This window comes from Rhodococcus sp. NPDC059234 (genome assembly GCF_042754225.1).
In the GTDB taxonomy this organism is placed as follows: Bacteria; Actinomycetota; Actinomycetes; order Mycobacteriales; family Mycobacteriaceae; genus Rhodococcus_G.
The window spans coordinates 40,532-67,516 of the sequence record NZ_JBHZAH010000002.1 but is presented as its reverse complement, the minus strand read 5'-3'; the positions used below and the strand labels follow the sequence as shown (position 1 = coordinate 67,516).

1 protein-coding gene is annotated in these 26,985 nt (G+C 71.5%); it reads left to right on the top strand.

From position 1 onward, the window contains the following. Window positions 1-21: 21 nt before the first annotated feature. Window positions 22-26,985, top strand: a complete 26,964-nt coding sequence (locus ACFXGJ_RS00725) for a non-ribosomal peptide synthase/polyketide synthase (RefSeq protein ID WP_378615433.1) — start codon at window positions 22-24, stop codon at window positions 26,983-26,985.

Sequence of the window (26,985 nt, the reverse complement as noted above, 5' to 3'; positions counted from 1 at the left end):
TCTCTATGCGTGAGGATTAAGATGAAGGATTACTCCTCGACTGATCCGAAACAAGGCGCCGCGCCGTCACAAGCACCGGAAACCGGTCCAGACGATCCGTCCGACGCCTTCCCACTCTCCGCGGTCCAGCGGAGCATGTGGTTCAGCCAACAGCTGAGTCCGACGGTGCCGACGTTCATCGCCCAGTACATCGAACTGCACGGCGATGTCGACCTCGAGCTGCTCCGCGCCACCGCGCTCCAAGCAGCCAAGGAGTTCCAGTCGCCGTTCCTGCGCCTCGTCGACGTCGGCGGCGAGCCGATGCAACGATTCGACCCGTCGATCGACAACTCCATCGCGTTCTTCGACTTCCGCAAGGAGGACGACCCGTCCGCAGCCGCGCACGCGTGGATCGACAACGACTACGTGACACCGATCCGGCTGACGCGCGATCGCCTCGTCGACATGACGATCCTTCAGGTCGCCGATCGAGAGTATCTGTGGTACACGAGAATTCATCACGTCGCGCTCGACGGCTACAGCGGCATGACCATGGTCAACCGGATCGCGGCGTTGTACACCGCGGCATCGAAAGGCGGTGAGCCCGAACCGAATCGATCACTCGATCTACGCTCACTGTACGAGCTGGACCAGAAGTACCGCGCGTCCAGCCGGTTCGAGGCCGACCGCGAGTACTGGGCCGAGCATGTCCGCGGCATCGAGGAGGGGTCCACGCTCGCCCGTCGCGAAGGCCCCGCGGCGGCCCGCAGCAGACTCGAGAGCGCCGAACTGACCGACGAGGGTCTCGCCCGCCTGGACGCCTCGGACGAGGTCGGCGGCACCTCGGCGGCGGTGCTGATCGCCGGCTTCGCCTGCTACCTGTCCCGGATGACGGGCAGCGAGTCGGTCCTGATCAACCTGCCCGTGTCCGCGCGCACCACCGCGCCGCTGCAGCGGTCGGGCGGCATGCTCGTCAACGTCGCGCCGCTGCGGATCACGGTCCTGCCTCAGGACTCGGTCGCCGACCTCGTCCAGCGCGTGCAACTCGAGCTGATGGGCGCGCTGCGTCACCAGCGGTGCAGCCTCGAGGACATTCGCCGCGACGCGGGCCTGACGGGCACCCGGCAGGGCCTGTCCGGACCGATGGTCAACGTCATGCTCTTCCGCCAGGAGATCACGCTCGGGTCGATCGTCGGCGAGTACCACATCGTGACGTCCGGACCGGTGCAGGACCTGCTCGTCAACATCTATCAGAGCGGGTCGCCGGCGCGGACGCTGGTCGACTTCCGCGGGAATCCGAACCGCTACGGGGACGAGGAACTGCGGACTCACCACCGTCGGTTCGTGGAGCTGATCGAGGAACTGCTCGCCGCCGACCCGGCCGCACCGTTGGCGGGGCTGCACCCCGAGTCCGCGCGGCTCGGCGAACGGATGGCCCGCGAGAAGGCGGACGCGCAGTTCTGGGAGCGCGAACTCGCCCGCCTGCCCGAGGCACCGCCGCTGCCGACCCACCCTCGGCGCGCCGTCGACACGGAGTCGGGGCGCGGGGAGTTCGACACTCGGTTCGGCGCCGAATTGCACACCGTGGTCACGGATGTGGCCGCCAGGCTCGGGGTCGACGCCTTCACGGTGCTGCACACCGCGCTGGCGGTGTTGCTCGGCCGGCTCACCGACAGCGACGACATCGTGATCGACACGCCGGTGTGGGTGCACTCGGACAAGCCGCCGGACGACGGCCGGCCGGCGCGCAGCCGCCACGTCGTGCCCCTGCGCGCCCAGTTGGATCCCGCCGCGTCGTTCACGGATCTGGTTCTCGACGCCCGGGCGACCGAACAACGCGCCTTCGAACACGCAGATCTCTCACAGGAACTCGTCGCCACGGCCGTCCGCACCGATACGGCGCGAGCCCGGGTGCTGCTCGCGCTCGGCGGAGACCGCGTACACCTGGACCGCGGCGGCCGCACCGTCACGGCCGCGCAACTCGACACCGACCAGCCCGAACTGGGTATCGAGTTCACCGCACAGTTCAGCGCGGACGGACACCCGGCCGGACTGGACACACAGGTCACGTTCGCGCGCAAGCACTTCGACGATGCGGACGTCGCCACCGTCATCGACCGGCTCGCCCGACTGCTGCACGCGGCCGCGACGGATCCCGACCGGACGGTTGCCGACGCGCCGATCCTGTCCGACACCGAGGCCGCGGCACTCACGCCGGTGCGGGGCCCCGCCGACGTCCCCGCGCGCACCCTCGCGCAGATTCTCGACACGGCGGCCACCGCCGACCCGGACCACGAGGCCCTGGTCTGCGGGGACCGTCGACTGTCCTATCGCGAACTCGACGACAGCTCGGCCGGGCTGGCGGGGCGGCTTCGCAACCGCGGTATCGGGCCGGGTTCGATTGTGGCCCTTGCGATTTCCCGCTCGATCGAGTCGGTCACCGCGGTCTGGGCCGTGGCCCGGGCCGGGGCGGCATTCCTGCCGGTCGATCCGAACTACCCGGCGGACCGGATCGAGCACATGCTCACCGATTCCGGTGCCGCACTGGGGCTGACGGTGCGTGCAGACGTCGACGAACTTCCACGCCCGATCGACTGGCTGGTCCTCGACGACCCGTCGCAGGTCGACATCGCGTCGGGCGTCACCGATGCCGTCGTCGAGGCGCCCGCGCGGCCGGCCCGCCTCGACGACGCCGCGTACCTCATCTACACGTCCGGATCCACCGGTCTGCCCAAGGGTGTCGTCGTCACCCATCGGGGTCTGGCGAACTTCGCGGCCGAGGAGCGCGAGCGTTTCGCGATCTCCGCCGACTCGCGCACCCTGCACTTCTCGTCGCCGAGCTTCGACGCGTCCGTGCTGGAGCTGCTCATGGCGGTGGGATCCGGCGCCACGATGGTGGTCGCACCACCGACGATCTACGGCGGCACCGAACTCGCCGAGCTGCTCAGCCGCGAGCGGGTCACGCACGCGTTCGTCACGCCCGCCGCCCTGGCCTCGGTGGACCCGACCGGACTCGACCACATCGAATGCGTGGCCACCGGCGGTGACGTGTGCGCGCCCGCCCTCGTCGAGCAGTGGGCTGCACCGACATCCCCGAGTTCCGGCCGAGCCGGCCGCCGGATGTTCAACGCGTACGGCCCGACCGAGACCACGGTCGTCGCGGGCATCAGCGACGCGCTGCGCCCGGGAGAGCCCGTCACCATCGGCGGACCGTCCCGCGGCACCGGCGAGATGATCCTGGACCGGCACCTGCGACCGGTCCCGGCAGGCATGGTGGGGGAGTTGTACGTGACCGGGGCCGGCCTCGCCCGCGGCTACCGGAACCGGGCCGGGCTCACCGCCGCGCGATTCGTCGCGTGCCCGCACCTGCCCGGGGAGCGGATGTACCGGACCGGCGACCTCGCCCGGTGGAACGGTCGGCGGGAGCTCGAGTACTTCGGCCGCAGCGACTTCCAGATCAAGATCCGCGGCTTCCGCATCGAGCTGGGCGAGATCGACAGCGTGCTGCGCGGGCACCCCGCGGTCGACTTCGCGACGACCGTCGGGCACACCCGCGCCTCGGGCGACATCGCGCTGGTCGGCTACGTGCTGCCCGCGCCGGGCGCACCGTTCGACGAGGCGGAACTGCTCGCGCACGCCGCGCAGGCGTTGCCGGCGCACATGGTGCCCGCGACGATCGTGGCGCTCGACGAGATTCCGCTGACCCCGGCGGGCAAGCTCGACCGCAAGGCCCTGCCCGAGCCACACTTCGCCGGCAGCGTCACCGAGTACCGCGCACCCGGCACCGACGCGGAGCGGCAGATCGCCGCGGTGTTCGAGGATCTGCTCGCGGTCGACCGGGTCGGTGTCGACGACACCTTCTTCGACCTGGGCGGCGACTCGCTGATCGCGACGAGGGTGGTGGCACGGACCAACGCGGCGCTGGGCACCTCGCTCGGCGTGCTCGACCTCTTCGAGGCGCCCACCGTGGCGACCCTCGCCGCTCGCGCCGGGCATGCGAGCGGCGACCGGACCCGGCCGGAGCTCGCCCCTCGCCCGCACACCGGACCCGTGCCGGTGTCGATGGCCCAGCAGCGGATGTGGGTGGTCAACCAGCTGGACCCGAGCTCGGCCGCGTACAACATCCCGATCGCGGTGCGACTGAGCGGCGCACTGGACACCGAGGCCATCGCGGCGGCGCTCGCGGACGTGATCGACCGGCACCAGACGCTGCGCACGGTCTTCCCGAACACCGACGAGGGTCCGGTACAGGTGGTCCTTCCCGCGGCCGACACCACCGCCGACCTGACCCCGGTCGACGTGGACGCCTCCCAGGTCTACGCCGCCGTCCACGCACTGGCCACCGAGGGGTTCGACGTCACCAGCGCGCCGCCGGTGCGTGCCCGGCTCCTGCGCATCGACCCGACCACCCACCTCCTGGTTCTCGTCGTCCATCACATCGCTGCGGACGGTCTGTCGATGGCGCCCCTGGCGCGAGACGTGTTGACCGCCTACGAGGCGCGCCTGTCCCGCCGCGCCCCGCAGTGGGCCCCGCTGACGGTCCAGTACACGGACTACGCGCAGTGGCAACGCGAACTGCTCGGTACCGCGGACGATCCCGACAGCCTGCTGTCGCGTCAACTGGCGTTCTGGTCCGCTGTGCTCGACGGCGCACCCGAGGCGTTGCCGCTCCCCGCGGACCGACCGCGCCCGCCGCGGCCGACGATGCGTGGCGGCATCGTCGACTGCACGATCGATGCCGCATTGCACCGCCAACTGCTCGAGGTGGCCCGGGCACAGGGCGCCAGCCTGTTCATGGTCCTGCACGCGGCACTCGCCGTGCTGCTCGCGCGGTCCAGCGGCGAGCAGGACGTCTCGATCGGTTCGCCGGTGTCAGGTCGTGGTGAGGCCGAACTCGACGACCTGGTCGGCATGTTCGTCAACACGGTGGTGCTGCGCGCCCAGGTCGACCCGGCCGGAACCTTCGCCGAACTGCTCGACCGGGTGCGGGCGGACGACCTCGCCGCGATGGGTCGGGTGGAGTTGCCCTTCGACCGGCTCGTGGAGGAGCTGCACCCGTCCCGCGCGGCGGCGGAATCGCCCCTGTTCCAGGTCATGCTGGTGCTGCAGGGGGCCGTCGACGGACGCCTGGCCCTGCCGGACCTGACCGCGGAGGTCGAGGACGTCGACACCGGCACCGCGAAGTTCGACCTCCAGGTGATCGCGACCGAACGCACCGACGACAGCGGTGAGCCGGGACCCGTCGAAACCCAGTTCTCCTACGCCACCGATCTTTTCGACAGGTCCACGATGACATCCCTGGCGGATCGATTCGTCCGGGTGCTCGAGGCGGTCGTGAACGATCCCGGCGCCCTGGTCGGCGACCTCCCGCTGGTGGGCACCGACGAGCGCCGGCGGGTGGTCGAGGAGTGGAACTCCACCGCCGCCGCGGTGCCCGAGAACACCCTGGCGGACCTGTTCGACACGCAGGTGGCGCGCACGCCCGATGCGGTCGCCGTGGTGTTCGGCGACCGCGAGCTGAGTTACACGGAGTTCTCGGAGCAGGCCAATCGCCTTGCACGAGCGCTGATCGCCACCGGTGTGGGACCGGAGAGCCATGTCGCGGTGGCGATGCGGCGCTCGGTGGATCTGCTGGTCGGGATCTACGCGATCGTCAAGGCCGGGGCCGCCTACGTGCCCCTCGATCCGGACCACCCGGCCGCGCGCATCCGGTACGTGCTCGACAGCGCCGCACCGGCGTGCGTGCTCACCACCGCCGCCGAGCGCGGCGCAGTCCCCGAGGATGCGGTGACGATCGAGATCGACACCCTCGATCTGTCCGGCTACGACGCCGGGCCGCTCACCGAGTCGGACCGCCGTCCCGCCCGCCCCGACAACAGCGCATACGTCATCTACACCTCGGGATCGACCGGCCGGCCGAAGGGCGTCGCGGTGAGCCACCGCTCGATCGTCAACCGCCTGCGGTGGATGCAGGACACCTACCCGCTGGACGGGACCGACGTGGTCCTGCAGAAGACGCCGGTGACCTTCGACGTGTCGGTGTGGGAACTGTTCTGGGCGTTGCAGACCGGCGCCCGCGTGGTGATCGCGGCACCGGACGGCCACCGGGACCCCGGATACCTGTCCCGGCTGATCGCCGACCGGCACGTGACCACCATGCATTTCGTGCCGTCGATGCTCGCGGCGTTCCTCGCCTCGGCGCGCGCCGACCAGTGCGCCGGACTGCTGCGCGTGTTCTGCAGCGGCGAGGCGCTGCCCCCGGCAACTGCCGACGCGTTCCACCGTTTCAGCGGCGCCGCACTGCACAACCTGTACGGGCCGACCGAGGCCGCGGTCGACGTCACTGCCTGGGAGACCGCCGCCACGGACGTGACCAGCGTGCCGATCGGCGCGCCGGTCTGGAACACCCGCACCTACGTGCTCGACTCGCGGCTGCACCCGGTGCCCGTCGGTGTGCGCGGCGAGCTGTACCTGGCGGGCGTCCAGGTGGCCCGCGGCTACGTCGGCCGTGCCGATCTGACCGCCGACCGGTTCGTCCCCGACCCCTTCGGCGAGCCGGGCTCTCGGATGTACCGCACCGGCGACGTGGTCCGCTGGCTCGAGCGACCCAGCCGCTCGCCCCGGCAGCCGAGTATCGGCGTCCTGGAGTACCTGGGACGCAGCGACTTCCAGGTGAAGCTGCGAGGTCAGCGGATCGAACTCGGCGAGGTGGAGGCCGCGCTGTTGGCCGACCCGACCGTCGCGCAGGCGGTCGTCGTGGTGCACCACGACGAGATCACGGGCGAGTCCCTGATCGGGTACGTCATCGCCGAGCCGGACACCGACGTGGAACCGGATGCGGTGCGCGCCACCGCGTCCACCGAACTGGCCGCCTACATGGTGCCCGCCCAGATCCTCGTGCTCGACGAGTTCCCGCTCGGCGCCACCGGAAAGCTGGACCGCGGCGCGCTGCCGGAGCCGGAGTTCCTCGCGTCCTCGGCGGAGTTCGTGCCGCCTCGCAATCCGGTGGAGGAGATCCTCGCGTCCGTTGTCGCCGACCTGTTGGGACTGCCCCGGGTGGGCGTGCACGACAACTTCTTCGACCTCGGCGGGAACTCGCTGATCGCCGCACGGCTGGTGGCGAGGGCCAACGGCGCGCTGTCGACCTCGATCGGGGTACGGGAGATCTTCGACGCCCCCACCGTCGCCACCCTCGCGCTGCGCATCGAATCGGGGACCGCGTACGCGCAGGACCGCGCGCCGCTCGTACCCGCAGCTCGCCCGGACCCGATCCCGGTCTCGCTGGCTCAGAAGCGCATGTGGTTCGTCAACCAGTTCGACGTCACCTCACCCGCCTACAACATCGCCATGGCCATCCGGCTGACCGGCGAACTCGACATCGCTGCCCTGCGCGGCGCCATCCGCGACGTGCTCGTCCGACACGAGTCGCTGCGAACCAAGTTCCCGATGGTCGGCGCCGAACCGACGCAGGTGATCGTCTCGGCGGAGGCGGCGCTGCCGGACCTCGACGTCGAACCGATCACCAAGACAGCGCTGCGGGCGCGGATCACCGAGGTCACCGACGCCGGGTTCGACGTGACGCTCGCGCCGCCGCTGCGGGCCGCGCTGCTGCGCGTCGAGCCCGGGGACCGCGCGGGCACCGAGCACGTGCTGGTGATCGTCGTGCATCACATCTGCGCGGACGGCTTCTCGATGGCGCCGCTGGCCAGGGACGTGATGGTCGCCTACAGCGCCCACAGCAGCGACCAGGGTCCCCAGTGGACCCCGCTGCCGGTGCAGTACGCCGACTACACGCTGTGGCAGCGTTCGGTCCTCGGCAGACTCGGCGATCCGGACAGCCTGCTCGCCGCGCAACTGGACTACTGGGCCACCACCCTCGACGGCCTGCCGGACCTGTTGACGCTGCCCACCGATCGACCGCGACCGGTGGAACAATCCCTGCGCGGCGCGACGGTCTCGTTCTCGGTGGACGCCGCCCTGCACCGCCGGCTGGTCGCGACTGCCCGCGAACGCAATTCGACCGTGTTCATGGCGATGCATGCCGCGCTGGCGGTGCTGCTGGCCAGGTCGAGCGCCAGCACGGACATCGCCATCGGCACCCCGATCGCGGGGCGCGGCGAGGCGGCGCTCGACGACCTGGTCGGCATGTTCGTCAACACGCTCGTCCTGCGCAGCCAGGTCGAGCCGAAGATGTCGTTCACCGACCTGCTGGTCGCCGTGCGCGAGAGCGACCTCGAGGCCTTCCATCACGCCGACCTGCCCTTCGAGCGACTCGTGGAGGTGCTCGCGCCCGAGCGGAGCACCGCGCACTCGCCGCTGTTCCAGGTGATGTTCGAGTTCCGCAACAACGAGCGGCCCCGCCTCGAACTGCCCGGGCTGACGGTGACCGGAATCGACCTGGGCACCGAGATCTCCAATTTCGACCTGCAACTGACCTGCACCGAGGAGTTCGACGAATCCGGTGCGCCGGCCGGGATCTCCGCCGGGTTCACCTACGCCACGGACCTCTTCGACAGCGACTCGATCGCCGAGCTCGGCGATCGACTGGTCCGGATCCTGACCGCGGCGACCGCCGATCCGGACGCCGCGGTCGGCGACGCGCCGATTCTCGCTGCCGAGCGGGCCGCGGCGCTCACCCCGGTCCGCGAAGGCGACCCGGTTCGGCCACGGACCCTGCCCGCGCTGCTCAGGGCTGCGGTCGCCACCAACGCCGACGGCCTCGCACTGATAGCCGGGGATCGCACGATGTCCTACCGCGAACTCGACGAACGGTCGAACCGGCTGGCCCGGTTGCTGATCGGGCGCGGGGTCGGCCCGGAATCGGTGGTCGCGATCTCGATGCCTCGAACTATCGAATCGCTGCTCGCCGTGTGGGCGGTCACGAAGGCCGGCGCCGCGTACGTCCCCGTCGACCCGGGCTACCCGCGGGACCGCGTCACGCACATGCTCGAGGACTCCGGCGCCGTCCTCGGGCTCACCGTGGAGGCGCATCACGACGCGCTGCCGACCACACCGCGCCACCTCGTCCTCGACGAGGACGGCGCCGACGGCGCCCTGGCCAAGTGGTCGGACGCCCCGATCACCGACGCCGACCGGATCGCACCGCTGACTCTGGACCATCCGGCCTATCTGATCTACACCTCCGGCTCGACGGGAACACCGAAGGGCGTCGTGGTCACGCACCGCGGCATCGCGAACCTCGCGGCGGAGATGCGGGCCCGGTTCGCGGTGACGCCGCAGTCGCGGACGCTGCACTTCTCGTCCCCGAGTTTCGACGCGTCCGTGCTCGAACTGCTGATCGCGATCGGTGCGGGCGCGACCATGGTCGTGGCCGGCTCCGACGTGTTCGGCGGCGAGGACCTCACCGCCCTGCTCGCGTCCGGCCGCGTGACGCACGCGTTCGTCACCCCGGCCGCGTTGGCGTCGGTGGACGCCGACGCCCTCGACGAGCTCGAGTGCGTGATCACCGGCGGCGACCGGTGCCCACCGGAACTCGTCGCGCAGTGGTCGCGGGCGGGCCGCTCGATGATCAACGCGTACGGGCCCACGGAGGCCACCGTCGTCGCGAGCCTCACCGGGCCGATGGACCCGGACCGCCCGGTCACCATCGGCGGGCCTCCGCGCGGGACCGGGCTGATGGTCCTGGACACCCGGCTGCGCCCGGTCCCGGTCGGGGTGACCGGTGAGCTGTACGTGACCGGACCCGGCCTGGCCAGGGGCTATCGGCACCGGCCGGGCACCACCGCGGAACGATTCGTCGCCGACCCGTACACCGGCGGCCGGATGTACCGCACCGGCGACCTGGTCCGCTGGAACGGCCACGGCGAACTCGAGTACCTCGGGCGCAGCGACTTCCAGGTCAAGATCCGCGGCTTCCGCATCGAACTCGGCGAGATCGAGTCGACGCTCGTGCGGCATCCCGCGGTCGCCCGCGCGGTGGTCACCACGCGGACCGATGCCGCGGGCAGGCCGCGTCTGGTCGGGTACGTGGTCCCCGGCGACGACCATCCCACCGTCGACGTCTCGGAGATACTCGGGTTCGCCGGCACCTTCCTCGCGCCGCACATGGTGCCCTCGACCCTGGTGGTCCTCGACGAACTGCCCGTGACCCCCGTCGGCAAGCTGGACCGAAAGGCGTTGCCGGACCCGGACTTCACCCCGCGCGCCGACGCCCACCGCGCCCCGCGCACCGACACCGAGTCCGCGCTCGCCGCCCTGTTCGCGGAGGTCCTCGGCCTCGAGCCGGCCGACGGCGACACCTCCGTGACAACCACGATCGGCGTGGACGACTCGTTCTTCGCACTCGGCGGCGACAGCATCATGTCGATCCAGCTGGTGTCCCGGGCCAAGGCTCACGGGATCTACCTCTCGCCGCGGGACGTGTTCGAGCGCAAGACCGTTGCCGGCCTCGCCGAGGTGGCCGTCGCGACCGACGCCGCGGACCTGCCGGTGCTCACCGAACTTCCCGGCGCCGGGGTCGGCGACATGCCACCGACGCCGATCGTCCGGTGGCTGCTCGAGCGCGGCGGACGTTTCGACCGGATGTCGCAACCCACGCTGCTGCACGCACCCAGCGACCTCACCTCGATCGAACCGTTGATCGCCACGGTGCAGGCCGTCCTCGACCGCCACGACATGCTCCGGGCCCGGCTCCGGACCGACGAGAACGCCGACGCCGGTGTGGTGCTCGAGGTCCGCCCCGCCGGCTCCGTCGACGCCGCAACCTGCGTGCGACGGGTACCGGTGGTCGCGGCCCCCGGGACGCCGGAGTTCGCGACCGCGGCCCTGGCCGTGCTCGACGCGGCACAGGACCGCCTCGATCCGGCGAACGGTGTGATGCTGCAGGTGGTCTGGCTCGACGCGCCCGACGGTGACGGCCGGCTGCTCGTGGTCGTCCACCACATGGTGGTGGACGGCGTGTCCTGGCGGGTGCTGGTACCGGACCTCGCGATCGCGTGGGCACACGTCCAGTCCGGGCAGACCCCCACGCTGGCGCCGGTGGGCACCTCGATGCGCAGCTGGGCGCACGCCCTCGTCGACGCGGCCGCCGACCGCGGCGACGAGTCCGAGCTCTGGCGCGGCATTCTCAGCGGTCCCGACCCGCGCCTCGGGTCGCGTCCGCTCGATCCCGCAGTCGACCTCGAGTCGACGGTCGAGCGGGTGACCGTCGAACTGTCCGCAGAGGTCAGTGACGGTGTCCTGACAGCGATTCCCGAGAGGTACCACGGCAGCGTCAACGACGGCCTGCTGACCGCGCTGGCGATGGCGCTGACCCGCTGGCACCGCACCCACGGAACGTCCGACACGACCGACGCCCTGCTCAATCTCGAGGGCCACGGGCGCGTGGACCACGTCGTGGGCGGCGCCGACCTGTCCCGCACGGTGGGGTGGTTCACCTCGATCCACCCGCTGCGACTGGACCTGAGCTCGGTCGACCTCGACGACGCGTTCGCGGGAGGCCGGTCGGCGGGCTCTGCCGTCAAGGCCGTCAAGGAACAACTGCTCGCGATCCCCGACAACGGCATGGGATACGGACTGCTGCGCTACCTCGACCGCGACCACGGCCCCGAACTCGCGCAACTGCCCACGCCGCAGGTCAGTTTCAACTATCTCGGCCGCTTCACCACGGACCTGACCGACGGCGGTCGCGCGGCCGGATGGACACCCTCGGGTGAGGTCGACATGGAGCGGGCGCAGGACCACGACATGCCGGTCGCCTCGGTGCTGGACGTCAACGCGGTGACCACCGTGGTTGGCGACCGGCCGCAGTTGCGGGCCACCTGGGCGTTCCCGGCCGGCGTGCTCACCGAGGCCGAGGTACGCGAGATCGCCGAACTGTGGACGAGCGCGCTGGCCGCGCTGACCCGGCACGCCGCCGGTCCGGGCGCGGGCGGGCTGACCCCGTCCGATCTCGCCCTCGTCGACCTCGACCAGGCGACGATCGACCGGCTCGAGGCCGAGCACCCGTCGCTCGTCGACGTGTGGTCGCTCTCGCCGCTGCAGTCCGGGCTGCTGTACCACGCCCAGCTGGCGGACCAGTCCATCGACTCCTACACCGTGCAACTCACCCTCGAGCTGCGCGGCGCGGATGCCGACCGGCTCCGCCGCGCCGGCCAGTCCCTGCTGGACCGGCACGTGAACCTGCGCGCGTCCTTCGTCTACGACGACGAGGGCACCCCGATCCAGCTGGTGCACGCCGGTGTCGAACTGCCCTGGGCGGAAGTCGATCTCGCGGGGTCGACCGGCGACGACCTCGAGCGCGGGGTCGAGCGGTTGATGGACGCGGACCGAGCGCGCGGGTTCGACATGGGTGTCCCGCCGCTGCTGCGGTTCCTGCTGATCCGGACCGGACCGGACACGCACCGCCTGATCGTGACCAACCACCACATCCTGCTCGACGGCTGGTCGATGCCGCTGGTGCTGCGCGACCTGCTCACCCTGTACGCGACCGACGGGGACGCGGGCCCGCTGCCGCGGGTCAACCCGTACCGGGACTACCTGAACTGGATGTCGCGGCGCACCGTCGCGGACTCCGCGGCGCTCTGGCAACGGGCGCTCGCCGGGGTCGACGAGCCGACGCTGCTCAGCCCGATGGACGTCGGCCGGGTGCACGCGAACAAGTCCCGCGAGGTGCTGCTCGACTTCGACGCCGACCGGACCGACCGGCTGCGGGCGGTGTCGCGCGAGCGCGGCCTGACCCTGAGCACCCTGATCCGGGCGGCCTGGGGAATCGTGCTGGGGGAGCTGACCGGTCGCGACGACGTCGTGTTCGGCGGCACCGTCTCCGGTCGTCCGCCGCAGATCCCCGGGATCGAGTCGATGGTCGGGTTGTTCATCAACACCCTGCCCGTGCGGGTCTCCCTCGACCCCCGGGAGACCCTCGGCGCGCTGCTCGACCGGGTCCAGCGCGAGCAAGCCGACCTGCTCGACCACCACTACCTCGGACTGACCGACATCCAGGAACTCACCGGACCCGGTGCGGCGTTCGACACCCTCACTGTGTTCGAGTCCTACCCGATGGACCGCACCGCCCTCACCGAGGACACGGACATCGCGGGCATGCACGTGCTCGACGTGCACGACACCGCCAACGCCGCGCACTACCCGCTGGCCCTGATCGCCTCGGCCACCGAACAACTCACGCTCAAGCTCGAGTACTTCCCCGACCTGTTCGATGCCGAGCGCATCGACGGCATCGGGTCCCGGCTGCGCCGGGTCCTGGACGCGCTGACCACCTCACCGGACCTGCCGCTCGCGGCGCTGCGCCTGCTGTCCACCGAGGAGGAGGCCGCACTGCTGCCACTGCGCGGGCCGGAAGCGACCGGCACCGCGAATCGCACGCTGCCGCAACTGCTCGTCGACACCGCGGAGCGCCGCGGTGACGCGCTCGCGCTGACCTTCGAGGGCCGCGACGTCAGCTACCGCGAACTGGACGAGTCCTCGAACCGGCTGGCCCGCACCCTGATCGGGCTCGGCGCGGGACCCGAGTCGTTCGTCGCGCTCGCCGTCTCGCGCTCCGTCGAGTCGGTGACCACCATGTGGGCCATCGCGAAGACCGGCGCCGCCTTCGTACCGGTGGACCCGAACTACCCGACCGAACGGATCGAGCACATGGTCACCGATTCCGGTGCCGTGCTCGGCGTGACCGTCGCGGCGGCCCGCGACCGCCTGCCCGACGGCGCCGTGTGGGTGGTCCTCGACGACGACGCCACCGCCGCCCGGCTGGCTGCGCAGTCCTCCGGTCCGATCGATGATGCCGACCGCATCGCGTCGGTGCGAATGTCGAACCCCGCGTACATGATCTACACGTCCGGCTCGACCGGCACCCCGAAGGGTGTGGTGGTCACGCACACCGGGCTCGACAACTTCTCCCGCGAGCAGCAGCGGCGGTACGCCACCGACGAGGCCTCCCGCACCATGCACTTCGCCTCGCCGAGCTTCGACGGCTCGATCCTGGACTACCTGCTCGCATTCGGACCGGGCGCCACGATGGTGATCGCACCGCCGAACGTCTACGGCGGCGTGGAGCTGGCGCAGCTGGTGGCCATCGAGCACGTGACGCACTCCTTCGTCACCCCCGCCGCGCTCGAGACCGTCGATCCGGTCGGGCTGGACGAGTTCGGCACCGTGATCGTCGGCGGCGAGGCCTGCCCGCCGGAACTGGTGGCGCGCTGGGCCGAGCCCAATTCCCCGAGTTCCCGGGGAGGGGGCCGGAAGCTGCACAACGGGTACGGCCCGACCGAGGCCACCGTGATGTCGAACATCAGCGAGCCGTTGACGCCGGGGGAGCCGATCACCATCGGCGGACCGGTGCTGGGCGTCTCCGAGGTGGTACTCAACTCGCGGCTGCAGCCTGTTCCGGTCGGCACGCCCGGTGAGCTGTACCTGTGCGGTCCCGGCCTCGCCCGCGGCTACCACGGCCGGTCCGGGCTCACCGCGGGCCGGTTCGTCGCCCACCCGTACGGCGAGCCTGGGGAACGGATGTACCGCACCGGCGACATCGTGCGCTACCGCGCCGACAACGGCCGGTACCTGGTGGAGTACCTGGGCCGCAGCGACTTCCAGGTCAAGATCCGCGGCTTCCGCATCGAACTCGGTGAGATCGACAACGTCGTCTCCGCGCATCCCGGCATCGACTTCGCGGTGACCCTCGGCAAGCGCACACCCGCAGGCGACACCCGGCTGGCGACCTACGTGACCACCACTCCCGAACGCGCGGTCACGGCCGCCGAGCTCCGCGAGTTCGCCGCCTCCCGGTTGCCGGCGCACATGGTGCCCGAGTCCGTCACCTTCCTCGACGTGATCCCGCTGACCCCGGTCGGCAAGCTGGACCGCACCGCCCTGCCCGAACCGGACTTCGTGTCCGGCGCGGCGGAGTTCGCAGCGCCGACCAGCGAACTGGAGGCCACCGTCGCGGAGGTGTTCGCCACCACGCTGGGTGTGGACCGGGTCGGCGTCGACGACGACTTCTTCGACCTCGGCGGAAACTCGCTGATCGCGACCCGCGTCACCGCCCGGCTCAGCGCCGCGCTCGGCACCGCGATCGGGGTACGGGCGCTGTTCGAGGCGTCGACCCCTCGGACACTCGCCGCGTGGGCGGACCGGTCGACCGCGGCGCCGGACCGGCCGCCGCTGGTCGCCGCCGAGCGGCCCGAACGGGTTCCGCTGTCCCTCGCCCAGCAGCGAATGTGGTTCCTCAACCAGTTCGACACCGCGTCGCCGGCCTACAACATCCCGCTGGCAGTGCGACTGACAGGAACCCTCGACGTCTCGGCCCTGCGCGCCGCGGTCACGGAGGTCCTGGACCGGCACGAGTCGCTGCGGACCGTGTTCCCGCTGGTGTACGGCGAACCCACCCAGGTGATCGTCCCCGCCGCTCAGAGCCTGGCCGAGTTGGCCCTGGTCCCGATCGAGACGGCCCGAATCCCGGGGTGGCTCACCGACTTCACCACGGCGGGATTCGACGTCACCGAAGCGGTCCCGGTGCGCGCGGTCCTGCTCGAGAGCGCGCCCGACGAGCACGTCCTGGCCCTCGTCGTGCACCACATCTGCGCCGACGGCTTCTCGATGGCCCCGCTGGCCCGCGACGTGATGGTCGCGTACACCGCCCGGACGAGCGGTTCGGCGCAGCGGCGTGAACCGCTGTCGGTGCAGTACGCCGACTTCGCGCTCTGGCAGCGCGAACTGCTCGGCGATGCCGAGGACCCGGACTCGCTGGCAGCCGCGCAGCTGCGGTTCTGGCGGGAGACGTTGTCCGACCTGCCCGAGGTGCTGGCGTTGCCCGCCGACCGCCCGCGACCGGTACAGCGGGACCTGCACGGCGACCGGGTGCGGTTCACGGTGGATCCGGCGGTGCACCGAGCGCTGACCGAGATTGCCCGGCAGACCAGTTCGACGATGTTCATGACCGTGCACGCCGCTCTCGCCCTGCTGATGTCGCGGCTCTGCGGCACCGAGGACCTCGCGGTCGGCACTCCCGTCGCGGGACGCGGCGAAGCCGCACTGGACGAGATGGTCGGCATGTTCGTCAACACGCTCGTCCTGCGCAGCCGACTCGACCCCGATCGGTCGTTCCGCGACCTCGTCGCGGACCTGCGCGAGAGCGACCTGGCCGCGTTCGGCCACGCCGACATGCCATTCGAGACCCTCGTCGACGAGCTGGCCCCCGAACGCTCCACCAGCCACACCCCGCTGTTCCAGGTGCTGATCGAGTTCCAGAACAACGAGTTGCCGAGCCTCGAGCTGCCCGGTCTCACCGTCGCCGGTGTCGAGCACGACCTCGCCGTGGCGAAGTTCGACCTGCAGTTGACCCTGACGGAGGAGTCCGACCCTGCCGGCGACCCGGCCGGGATGGCGGGCGCGTTCACCTACGCCACCGACATCTTCGACGCCGGCACCGTGGCGCGCATCGCCGAGCGGTTCCTCGACCTGCTCGCCGCCGTGACCGCCGCACCGGACGTGCCCGTCGGGGACGTCGAGGTCACCACGGACGCCGAACGCCGGGCGATGCTCACCGAGTGGAACACCCCCGGACGCCACGCCGAGGCGATCACCCTGGCCGACGAGTTCGCCCGCTCGGCGGCACGGACACCGGATGCGATCGCCGTGACCGCGGGCCAGGAGGCACTGACCTACGCCGAGCTCGACGCCCGCTCGAACCGGCTCGCGCGCATCCTGATCGAGCGCGGCGCGGGCCCGGAGGATCTCGTCGCGGTGGCGCTGCCCCGCGGCGCCGACCTGGTCGTCTCGCTGCTCGCGGTGATCAAGTCCGGGGCCGGCTACCTGCCGCTGGACGTGAGCTACCCGGCCGATCGGCTCGCGTTCATGCTCGCCGACGCGGCGCCGGTGTGCACCCTGTCCACCGCATCCGACGTCGACCGGCTGCCGGCGAGCTCGGTGCCCACGATCCTGCTCGACGGGCCGGACACCCGGCGCGCGCTGCGCGCCGCCTCGGACGCCGCCGTCACCGATGCCGACCGGAACGCGCCCACCGCACCGGGGGACGTCGCCTACGTCATCTACACCTCCGGCTCGACCGGCCGGCCCAAGGGTGTGCAGGTCGCGCACCGCAACGTACTCACCCTGTTCGCCAACACCCGTGAGAGCTACGACTTCGGCGAGGACGACGTCTGGACGATGTTCCACTCGTACGCCTTCGACTTCTCGGTGTGGGAGCTGTGGGGACCGCTGCTGTACGGCGGCCGGCTGGTCGTGGTCGACCACGACACCGCCCGCTCACCGGAGGCGCTCGTCGACCTGCTCCGCCGCGAGCGGGTGACGGTGCTGAACCAGACGCCGACGGCCTTCTACCAACTGGCCGAGGCGGATCGGCTCACACCCGGGCACCTGGATTCGTTGCGCTACGTGATCTTCGGCGGCGAGGCACTCGACTTCGCTCAGCTCGGCCGGTGGTACACCCGGCACGACGCGACCGCGCCGCGCCTGGTGAACATGTACGGCATCACCGAGACGACGGTGCACGTGACGCGACTGCCGCTCGATCCCGCGACGGCCGCGACCGCCTCCGCCTCCGTGATCGGCCGCGGGCTGCCGGGGCTCCGGGTGTCGATCCTCGACCGCCGGCTGCGGCCGGTTCCGCCCGGAGTCACCGGTGAGATGTACGTCGCCGGCGACCAGGTCACCCGCGGCTACCTCGGCCGGTCGGCCCTGACCTCGGCCCGCTTCGTCGCCGACCCCGTCGGCAACGGCGGCCGCATGTACCGGACCGGCGACCTGGCGCGCTGGAATCACGACGGACAGCTGGAGTACCTGGGCCGCAGCGACTTCCAGGTCAAGATCCGGGGCTTCCGCATCGAACTCGGCGAGATCGAGGCGGAGGCCCTGCGCTTCCCGGGTGTCGCCCAGGCGGTCGTGGTGGTCCACGACGACGGCGAGGGCCGTACCCGCCTGGTCGGCTACATCGTCCCCGAGCCCGGCGCGCGGGTCCGCCGGACCGACCTGCTCGGTCACCTCTCCGCCGAACTCGCCTCGCACATGGTGCCGGCCACCATCGTCGAGCTGGACCGGTTGCCGTTGACCTCGAACGGCAAGCTGGACCGGAAGGCGTTGCCGGAACCGGACTTCGGCGCCCTCACGGAACCGGGGCGCGCCCCACGCACCGGAACGGAAGAGGTGCTCGCCGGGCTCTTCGGCGAGGTGCTCGGCATCGCGGCGGCCGACGGGGACCCGGCCCGTCAGGCGATCGGCGTGGACGACTCGTTCTTCGCGCTCGGCGGCGACAGCATCATGTCGATCCAGCTGGTCGCGCGGGCCAAGGACGCCGGCCTCGTCCTGACCCCGCGCGAGGTGTTCGAGCACAAGACGGTGGCCGCGCTGGCCGCGGTCGCCGAGCGGTCGGGCCCCGGCGGGGCTCCGGTGCTCGACGAACTGCCCGGCGGCGGGGTCGGCGAACTGCCGATGACGCCCGTCCTGCACTGGCTGCTCGACCGCGGCGGCGACCTGGGTCGCTACACCCAGACCGCCCTGCTCACCCTGCCCGCCGACGCAGACCGCGACACCCTCGACCGGACCCTGCAGGCGGTCCTCGACCGGCACGACATGCTCCGGGGACGGCTGCTGCGCGATACCCGCACCGTCGAGATCCCTCCGCCCGGTGCCGTGCGTGCGGGCGGCCTGGTCACCCGCATCGACGCCCCGACGGTGACCGGACCCGAGTTCGAGGAACTCGCCGCCGCGGCGCTGCGGGAGGCGGCCGGCAGGCTCGACCCGGACGGCGGGATCATGCTGCAGGCGATCTGGTTCGCACCCGAATCCGGATCCGGCCGACTGCTGCTGGTGGTCCACCACTCGGCCGTCGACGGCGTGTCCTGGCGGGTGCTGGTACCGGACCTGGCGACCGCATGGGCGCAGCTGCGCGGCGGTCGGGAACCGGACCTCGCCCCCGTCGCCACCTCCGTGCGGCGCTGGGCGCACGCCCTGGCCGACACCGCAGGCGCCCGGACCCCCGAACTGGCCCGGTGGCGCTCCGTGCTCGCCGCAGGCGACCCCGTGCTGGGGTCGCGGCCGCTCGACCGCGCGATCGACCTCAACTCGACCCTCGAGCGGGTGCGAGTGGACGTCCCCGCGGAGGTCACCGAGGCACTGCTCACCGCGGTCCCCGAGGCCTTCCACGGCAGCGTCAACGACGGCCTGCTCACCGGTCTCGCGCTGGCTCTCGCGCGGTGGCGCCGCGACCGCGGCCAGGACGGGTCGGCGGCACTGGTCACCCTCGAGGGTCACGGCCGCGAGGAGTCCGCCGCACCGGGCGCCGACCTGGCCCGCACCGTCGGCTGGTTCACCACCCTGTTCCCGGTGCGCCTGGACCTGTCCGGCGTGGACGTCGCCGCCGCCTTCGACGGCGGCCCGTCCACCGGACGCGCGATCAAGGCGATCAAGGAGCAACTGCTCGGCGCGCCCGACCACGGCATCGGCTTCGGGATGCTCCGATACCTCACCGACGGCACCGGGCTCGGGGACCTGGCGCGTCCACAGATCAGCTTCAACTACCTGGGCCGGTTGACCGGGACGTCGGCACCCACCGACACCGGGCAGGGTTGGCTCCCGGTCACCGATGTCGACCTCGACGACGCACCCAGCCCGGACATGCCGGTCGAGACGGCGCTCGACGTGAATGCGGTGACGCTCGCCTCCGCGGACGGGCCCCGACTGCGGGCCACCTGGGCGTTCCCGGCGGGTGTGCTGACCGCCGAGGAGGTCCGGGATCTCGCCGACACCTGGGTGGAGGCGCTCGAGGCGATCGCCAGGCACGCCAGCGCCCCCGCCGCGGGCGGATTCACCCCGTCCGACGTCGACCTCGTCCACCTCGACCAGCACGCCATCGACCGCATCGAGACCCGGTTCCCGGCGGTGACCGCGATATGGTCGCTCTCGCCGCTGCAGTCCGGCCTGCTGTTCCACACCCAGCTCGCCGACGCGAGCGTCGACCCGTACGTCGTCCAGCTGACCCTGGACCTGCGCGGCGTCGTGGACACCGAGCGGGTGCGCCGGGCCGGTCAGGCGCTGCTCGATCGGCACCCGAACCTGCGGGCGGCGTTCGTCCAGGACGAGGAGGGCGCGGCGGTCCAGGTGATCTCCGATCGAGTCACCTTGCCGTGGACCGAGATCGACCTGTCCGGCGCGGGCCGGGACGCCGCCGCCCGGGACGTCGAGTTCCGAGCAGCCCTGGACGCCGACCGCGGCGCCCGCTTCGAGATGACCTCCCCGCCGCTGCTGCGGATGCTGATGGTCACGATGGCGCCGGGCGAGTACCGGCTGGTGTTGACGAACCACCACATCCTGCTGGACGGCTGGTCGACGCCGCTGATCGTGCGAGACCTGTTGACGCTGTACGCGACCGACGGCGACGCCAGCGACCTGCCCCGGGTGCGGCCGTACCGCGACTACCTCGAGTGGATGGCCCGGCGCGACGTCGCCGAATCCGTGCACGCCTGGCGCAGCGCCCTGGCGGGCGTCACCGAGCCGACCCTGCTGGCGCCGATCGCCACGACCGGTCGACCGCCGTCCGCCGGTTCGCACGAGCACGCGCTCGCGCTGTCGGTGGAGCAGACCACGCTGCTGCGCACCATGGCCCGCGAACGCGGCATCACCCTCAACACCGTCGTCCAGGCCGCCTGGGGCCTGGTGCTCGGCGCGCTGTCCGGCCGCCGCGACATCGTCTTCGGCGGCACCGTGTCCGGCCGGCCACCGCAGATTCCGGGGATCGAATCGATGGTGGGCCTGTTCATCTCGACGATCCCGGTGCGCATCACACTCGACCCACACGAGAGCGTCGGGGACCTCCTCGACCGGGTCCAGACCGAGCAGGCGCAGCTGCTCGATCACCATCACCTCGGTCTCTCCGACATCCAGGACGCCGCAGGCCCCGGAGCGCAATTCGACACCCTGACCGTGTTCGAGTCCTACCCGATCGACCGCGCCGGCCTCAGCGAGGAGACCGACATCGCCGGCCTGCGGGTGGCCGGGATCAGCGGCCGGGACTCGGCGCACTACCCGCTCGCGGTGGTGGCGTCGGAGACCGCCGAGTCCGGTGCCGGGCAGCTGCACCTGAAGTTCGAGTACAGCTCGGACGCGTTCTCCGACAGCGAGGTCGAGCAGATCGCCCACCGGGTCCGGCGGGTGCTGGAATTGGTGGCCGTCGGACCGCAGACGCAGGTGGCGCGGGTGCATGCGCTCGACGACGCCGAACTCGACCGACTGCTCCCGGTCCGCGGGCCCGCAGGGTCCACCGAGCGCACCCTGCCGCAGATCCTCGCGGACGGCGTCGCGATCGACCCCGAGGCGATCGCGCTGACCATCGACGGTCACGAGGTGAGCTACCGCGAGCTCGACGAGCGGTCCAACCAGCTCGCCCGCGTGCTGATCGGGCTCGGCGCCCGACCGGAGACCTTCGTCGCCCTCGGTATCGCTCGCTCGGTGTCCTCGGTGCTGTGCATGTGGGCGGTGGCGAAGACCGGTGCCGCGTTCGTCCCGGTTGACCCGAACTACCCGGCGGACCGCATCGCGCACATGCTCACCGACTCCGGCGCCACCGTCGGACTGGCGCTCAGCGCGCACCGCGGACGGCTGCCCGACTCGGTGCCGTGGCTCTACCTGGACGCGCCCGCATTCGCCGAGCGCGCCGCCGCGCAGCCGGCCGGACCGGTCACCGACGCGGACCGCATCGCGCCGATCGACATCCACAATGCCGCGTACCTCGTCTACACGTCGGGGTCGACCGGCACGCCGAAGGGCGTGGTGGTCACGCACTCCGGTCTGGACAACTTCGCCCACGACCAGATCACGCGGTTCGGGGCCTCGCCGAGCTCACGTACCCTGCACTTCTCGACGCCGAGCTTCGACGGGTCGGTCTTCGAGTACCTGCAGGCCTTCGGGTCGGGCGCCACCATGGTGATCGCCCCGACCACCGTCTACGGCGGCACCGAACTGGCCCAGCTGATCAAGTGCGAGGGCGTCACCCACGCCTTCGTGACCACCGCCGCGCTCGCCACGGTCGACCCGGCCGGCCTCGAGCAGTTCACCCACGTGGCGTTCGGCGGCGAGGCCTGCCCGCCCGAACTGGTCGCCCGCTGGGCACCGGGCCGCAAACTCTCGAACGCCTACGGCCCCACCGAGACCACGGTGATGTCGAACATCAGCGCCCCCATGACTCCGGGTCGGCCGATCACACTCGGCGGACCGATCCGCGGCGTCCGCGAGGTGGTCCTCGGCGCGAACCTGCAGCCGGTCCCGGTGGGAGCGCCCGGCGAACTGTACATCTGCGGCCTCGGCCTGGCCCGCGGCTACCACCGCCGCCCCGGCTTCACCGCGGGCCGGTTCGTCGCCGACCCGAGCAGCACGTCGGGGGAGCGGATGTACCGCACCGGCGACGTGGTCCGCTGGGTGCCGACCGACCCCGACGACCCGGACAGCTCGCTCGCGCTCGAGTACGTGGGTCGAAGCGACTTCCAGGTCAAGATCCGCGGCTTCCGGATCGAACTCGGTGAGATCGACGCCGCGATCATGGCGCAGCCGGGGGTCGGGTTCGCCGTCACGGTCGCCGCGGTCGGACCGACCGGCGACACCGCGCTGGCGAGCTACGTGCTCGCAGCCACCGGCCACCGGGTGGAGCCCGCCGAACTCACCGCGGGCCTGGCGGAGCGACTGCCGGCCCACATGGTGCCGGCGAGCATCTCCATGCTCGACGAGATCCCGCTCACGCCGGTGGGCAAGCTGGACCGCAGCGCCCTCCCGGAACCCGAGTTCGCGTCCACCCTGGGCGAATTCGTGGCACCCGGTACCGAACTGGAGGAGACGATCGCCGACGTCTTCGGCACGATCCTCGGCCTCGACCGGGTGAGCGTCGCCGACGACTTCTTCGAACTGGGCGGCAACTCGCTGATCGCGACGCGCGTGACCGCACGACTGAGCGCGGCGCTCGGCGTGGCGATCGGGGTGCGGGCACTGTTCGAGGCGCCGACGGTGCGTGCGCTGGCCGAGCAGATCGCCGTGGCCGAGACCGGTGCCGCCCGCCCCGCGCTGACCGCCGCCGAGCGGCCGGGCCACATCCCGATCTCGTTGGCGCAGCAGCGGATGTGGTTCCTCAACCAGTTCGACACCAGCTCGCCCGCGTACAACATCCCGCTGGCGGTGCGGCTGACCGGTGACCTCGACACCGACGCCCTGCGGGCCGCGGTCGCGGACGTGCTGGACCGGCACGAGTCGCTGCGCACCGCCTTCCCCCTGGTGGACGGCGAGCCCGCGCAGGTGATCCTGCCCGCCGAGGAGGTCGTGCCCGACCTCGGGACGATCGAGGTGGACGAGGCCGACCTGGCCGGCCGCGTCGCCGAACTCGCCGCCGGGGGCTTCGACGTCACGGCCGCGGTGCCGATCCGGGCGGCGCTGCTGCGCGTGAGCGAGCGTGAGCACGCCCTGGTGATCGTCGTGCACCACATCTGCGCGGACGGTTTCTCGCTGGCGACCCTCGCCCGCGACGTGATGACCGCGTACGTGGCACGCAGCGACGGCAACGCACCAGGCTGGGAGCCGCTGCCTGCCCAGTACGCCGATTACGCCCTGTGGCAACGCCGGGTCCTCGGCAGCGAGGACGACCCGCATTCCCCGGCGGCGGCGCAGCTCGAGTTCTGGTCCCGGACCCTGGCCGGGCTGCCCGACGTCATCGGCCTGCCCACGGACCGACCGCGACCGTTGCAGCAGACCCTGCGCGGGGACCGGGTCGAGTTCGAGGTACCCGCCGACCTGCACCGAGCGCTCACCGACCTGGCGCGCGAACAGGGCACGACCGTGTTCATGGCCGCGCACGCGGTGTTCGCGGTGCTGCTCGCTCGGCTCGGTGACGCCGACGACATCGCGATCGGCACGCCGATCGCCGGTCGCGGCGACGCCGCGCTCGACGAGATGATCGGCATGTTCGTCAACACGCTGGTGCTGCGCACCCGGGTGCAACCGTCTACTCCGTTCGCCGACCTGCTCGATCAGGTCCGCGACGCCGACCTCGCCGCCTTCGGACACGCGGACCTCCCGTTCGAGCGGCTCGTCGAGAAGCTCAATCCCGTACGCTCGACGTCCTATTCGCCGCTGTTCCAGGTCTCGCTCGAGTTCCAGAACACCGAGCGTCCGCGACTCGAGCTGCCCGGCCTGCACGTCGAGGGCGTCGACCTGGCGACCCACGTCGCCAAGGAGGACCTCGAGCTCATCCTGGCCGAGCAGTTCGACGACGACGAGCCCGCGGGACTGCGCGCGGCCTTCGACTTCGCCACCGACCTGTTCGACCCCGACACGGTGCGCGGCTTCGCGGATCGATTCGTCCGCATCCTCGGCGCGGTGACCGCCGATCCGTCCGTGGCCGTCGGCGACATCGGCATCCTCGACGAGGAGGAGCTCTCCGAACTGGCCCCGGCGCACGGCCTCGCCGGCGGCCGGGCGCAGCTGTGGCCGGACCTGCTCTCCGCGGCGGCAGCAGCCGACCCGGATGCGGTGGCCATGACGTTCGAGGACCGGCGGGTCAGCTACCGCGAACTCGACGACCGTTCGAATCGGTTGGCCCGCTTGCTCAGTGATCGCGGCGTCGGGCCGGAGACCTTCGTCGCACTCGGCCTGTCCCGGTCCGTCGACGAGGTGGTCGCGATCTGGGCGGTCGCGAAGGCCGGCGCCGGATTCGTCCCGGTCGACCCGACGTATCCGCAGGAGCGGATCGAGTACATGCTCCAGGACTCCGCGGCCGTTCTCGGGCTGACGGTGCAGGGCCGGCGCGAACAGTTGCCGGACACGGTGCCGTGGCTGGTCCTCGACGGGGCACTCGAGGCCGAGATCGCGGCCTTCGACGCCGCCGCGGTGACCGACGCGGACCGCACCGCACCCCTGCAGCTCGCGCACCCGGCGTACCTGATCTACACCTCGGGGTCGACCGGGTTGCCCAAGGGCGTGATCGTGACCCACAAGGGCATCGCGAATCTCACCGCGGAGGAGCACAGCAGGTTCCGCGTCACCCCCGAGTCCCGCGTGTCGCACCTGGCCTCGCCCAGCTTCGACGCCTCGGTCTTCGAGCTGATGATGGCGTTCTGCGCGGGGGCGCGGGTGGTCGTGGTCCCGCCGAGCGTCTACGGCGGCCGCGAACTCGAGGCGTTGCTGCGCCGCGAGCGTGTCACGCACGCCTTCATCACCCCGACCGCGCTGTCGTCGATGGACGACACCGACCTCGACGATCTGGTGGTGCTGGCGGTCGCGGGCGAGGCGTGCCCGCCGGAGCTGGTCGAGAAGTGGGCCCGCACGCGCCGAATGTTCAACGGGTACGGGCCGACCGAGACGACCATCCAGGCCAGCGTGAGCGATCCGATGAGCGCGGAGCGGCCGGTGAACATCGGCCGGCCGGCCATCGGGTTCGAGGAGATGGTCCTCGACACCCGCCTGCAGCCGGTGCCCGCGGGAGTGCCGGGCGAGCTGTACATCTCCGGTCCCGGCCTGGCGCGCGGTTACCACCGCCGGTTCGGCCTCACCGCCGAGCGGTTCGTCGCCGATCCCTTCGGCGCGCCCGGGCAGCGTATGTACCGCACCGGCGACATCGTCCGGTGGACCAGTCCCGGCGGCGACGCGGCGCCCATCGTCGAGTACATCGGCCGCAGCGACTTCCAGGTGAAGGTGCGGGGCTTCCGCATCGAACTCGGCGAGATCGACACCGTCCTGGCCCGTCATCCGTCCATCACGTTCGCGGCGACGCTCGGGCACGTCGGACCGTCCGGGGACACCCTGCTCGCGGCGTACGTCCACGGCAAGGACGGCGCGGATCTGGACCCGGGGGAGATCCGGTCGTACGCGGCGGAGCGGCTTCCCGCGCACATGGTCCCGGCCGCGGTCGTGGTGCTCGACGAGGTGCCCGTCACGCCGGTCGGCAAGCTCGATCGCAAGGCGCTGCCCGCGCCCGAGTTCGGCATGCGGTCCACGCATTTCGAACCGCCGCGCACCCCCACCGAGCGAGCCATCGCGGACGCCTTCGCCCGGGTGCTCGGCGTGGCCGAGGTCGGTGCCACCGACAGCTTCTTCGACCTGGGCGGCAACTCCATCGTGGCCACTCGGGTCGTCTCGGAACTGCAGACCCGGCTCGGCCGCACCCTCTCGCTGCAGTCGATCTTCCTCGATCCGACACCGGCCGGCCTGGCCCGATCGGTCGACGAGCCGGGCCAGGCCGCACCGGTGGACGACGCACTGCGGGTGGTGATCCCGCTGCGGGCGGCGCTGCCGTCGAGCAACGGCCACGGCAAGTCCCCGCTGTTCTGCATTCACCCCGGGATCGGACTGTCGTGGGGCTACTCCGGTCTGGTGCGGCACCTCGCCAGCGACCGGCCCGCCTACGGCCTGCAGCTGCCGGTCATCAGCGGCGGCCCCAGCTTCACCTCGATAGAACAGTTGGCGCACCGCTACGTTCAGGAGATGCGGTCGGTGCAGGAACACGGGCCCTATCACCTGCTCGGCTGGTCGCTCGGCGGCGTCATCGCCCACGCCGTCGCGGTGGAACTGCGGGATCTCGGCGAGGAGGTCGCGACGCTCGCGATCATGGACAGCTACGTCGACCTCGACGACGACACACCGGAGTCCCTGACCGTCCCCGAGTTGTTGCACGGACTCGGTCTGGACCTGACCGCCGACGCCACCGGCAACGGCGAACTGACCTACGCTCGGGCGGTGGAACTGCTGGACGAGTCGTTCGGCCAGACCACCGGGCTGACCGCCGCCCACCTCGAACGGATCAGCGCCGGTTTCACCGACTCGGCTCGAATCCTGCGCAGCTTCAACCCGTCCCGGTTCGACGGCCAGATGCTCTTCTTCCGCGCGGACGCCACCTCCAACGGAGATCACTCGCCGCAGGAGTGGCGCGACGCGGTGACCGGCGATATCACGGAGATCGTCGTGCACTGCGAGCACAACGAGATGATCGAGCCGGAGGCGCTGGCGGTGGTGGGTCCGGTGCTCGAGGAGTACCTGTCCAGCCACTGA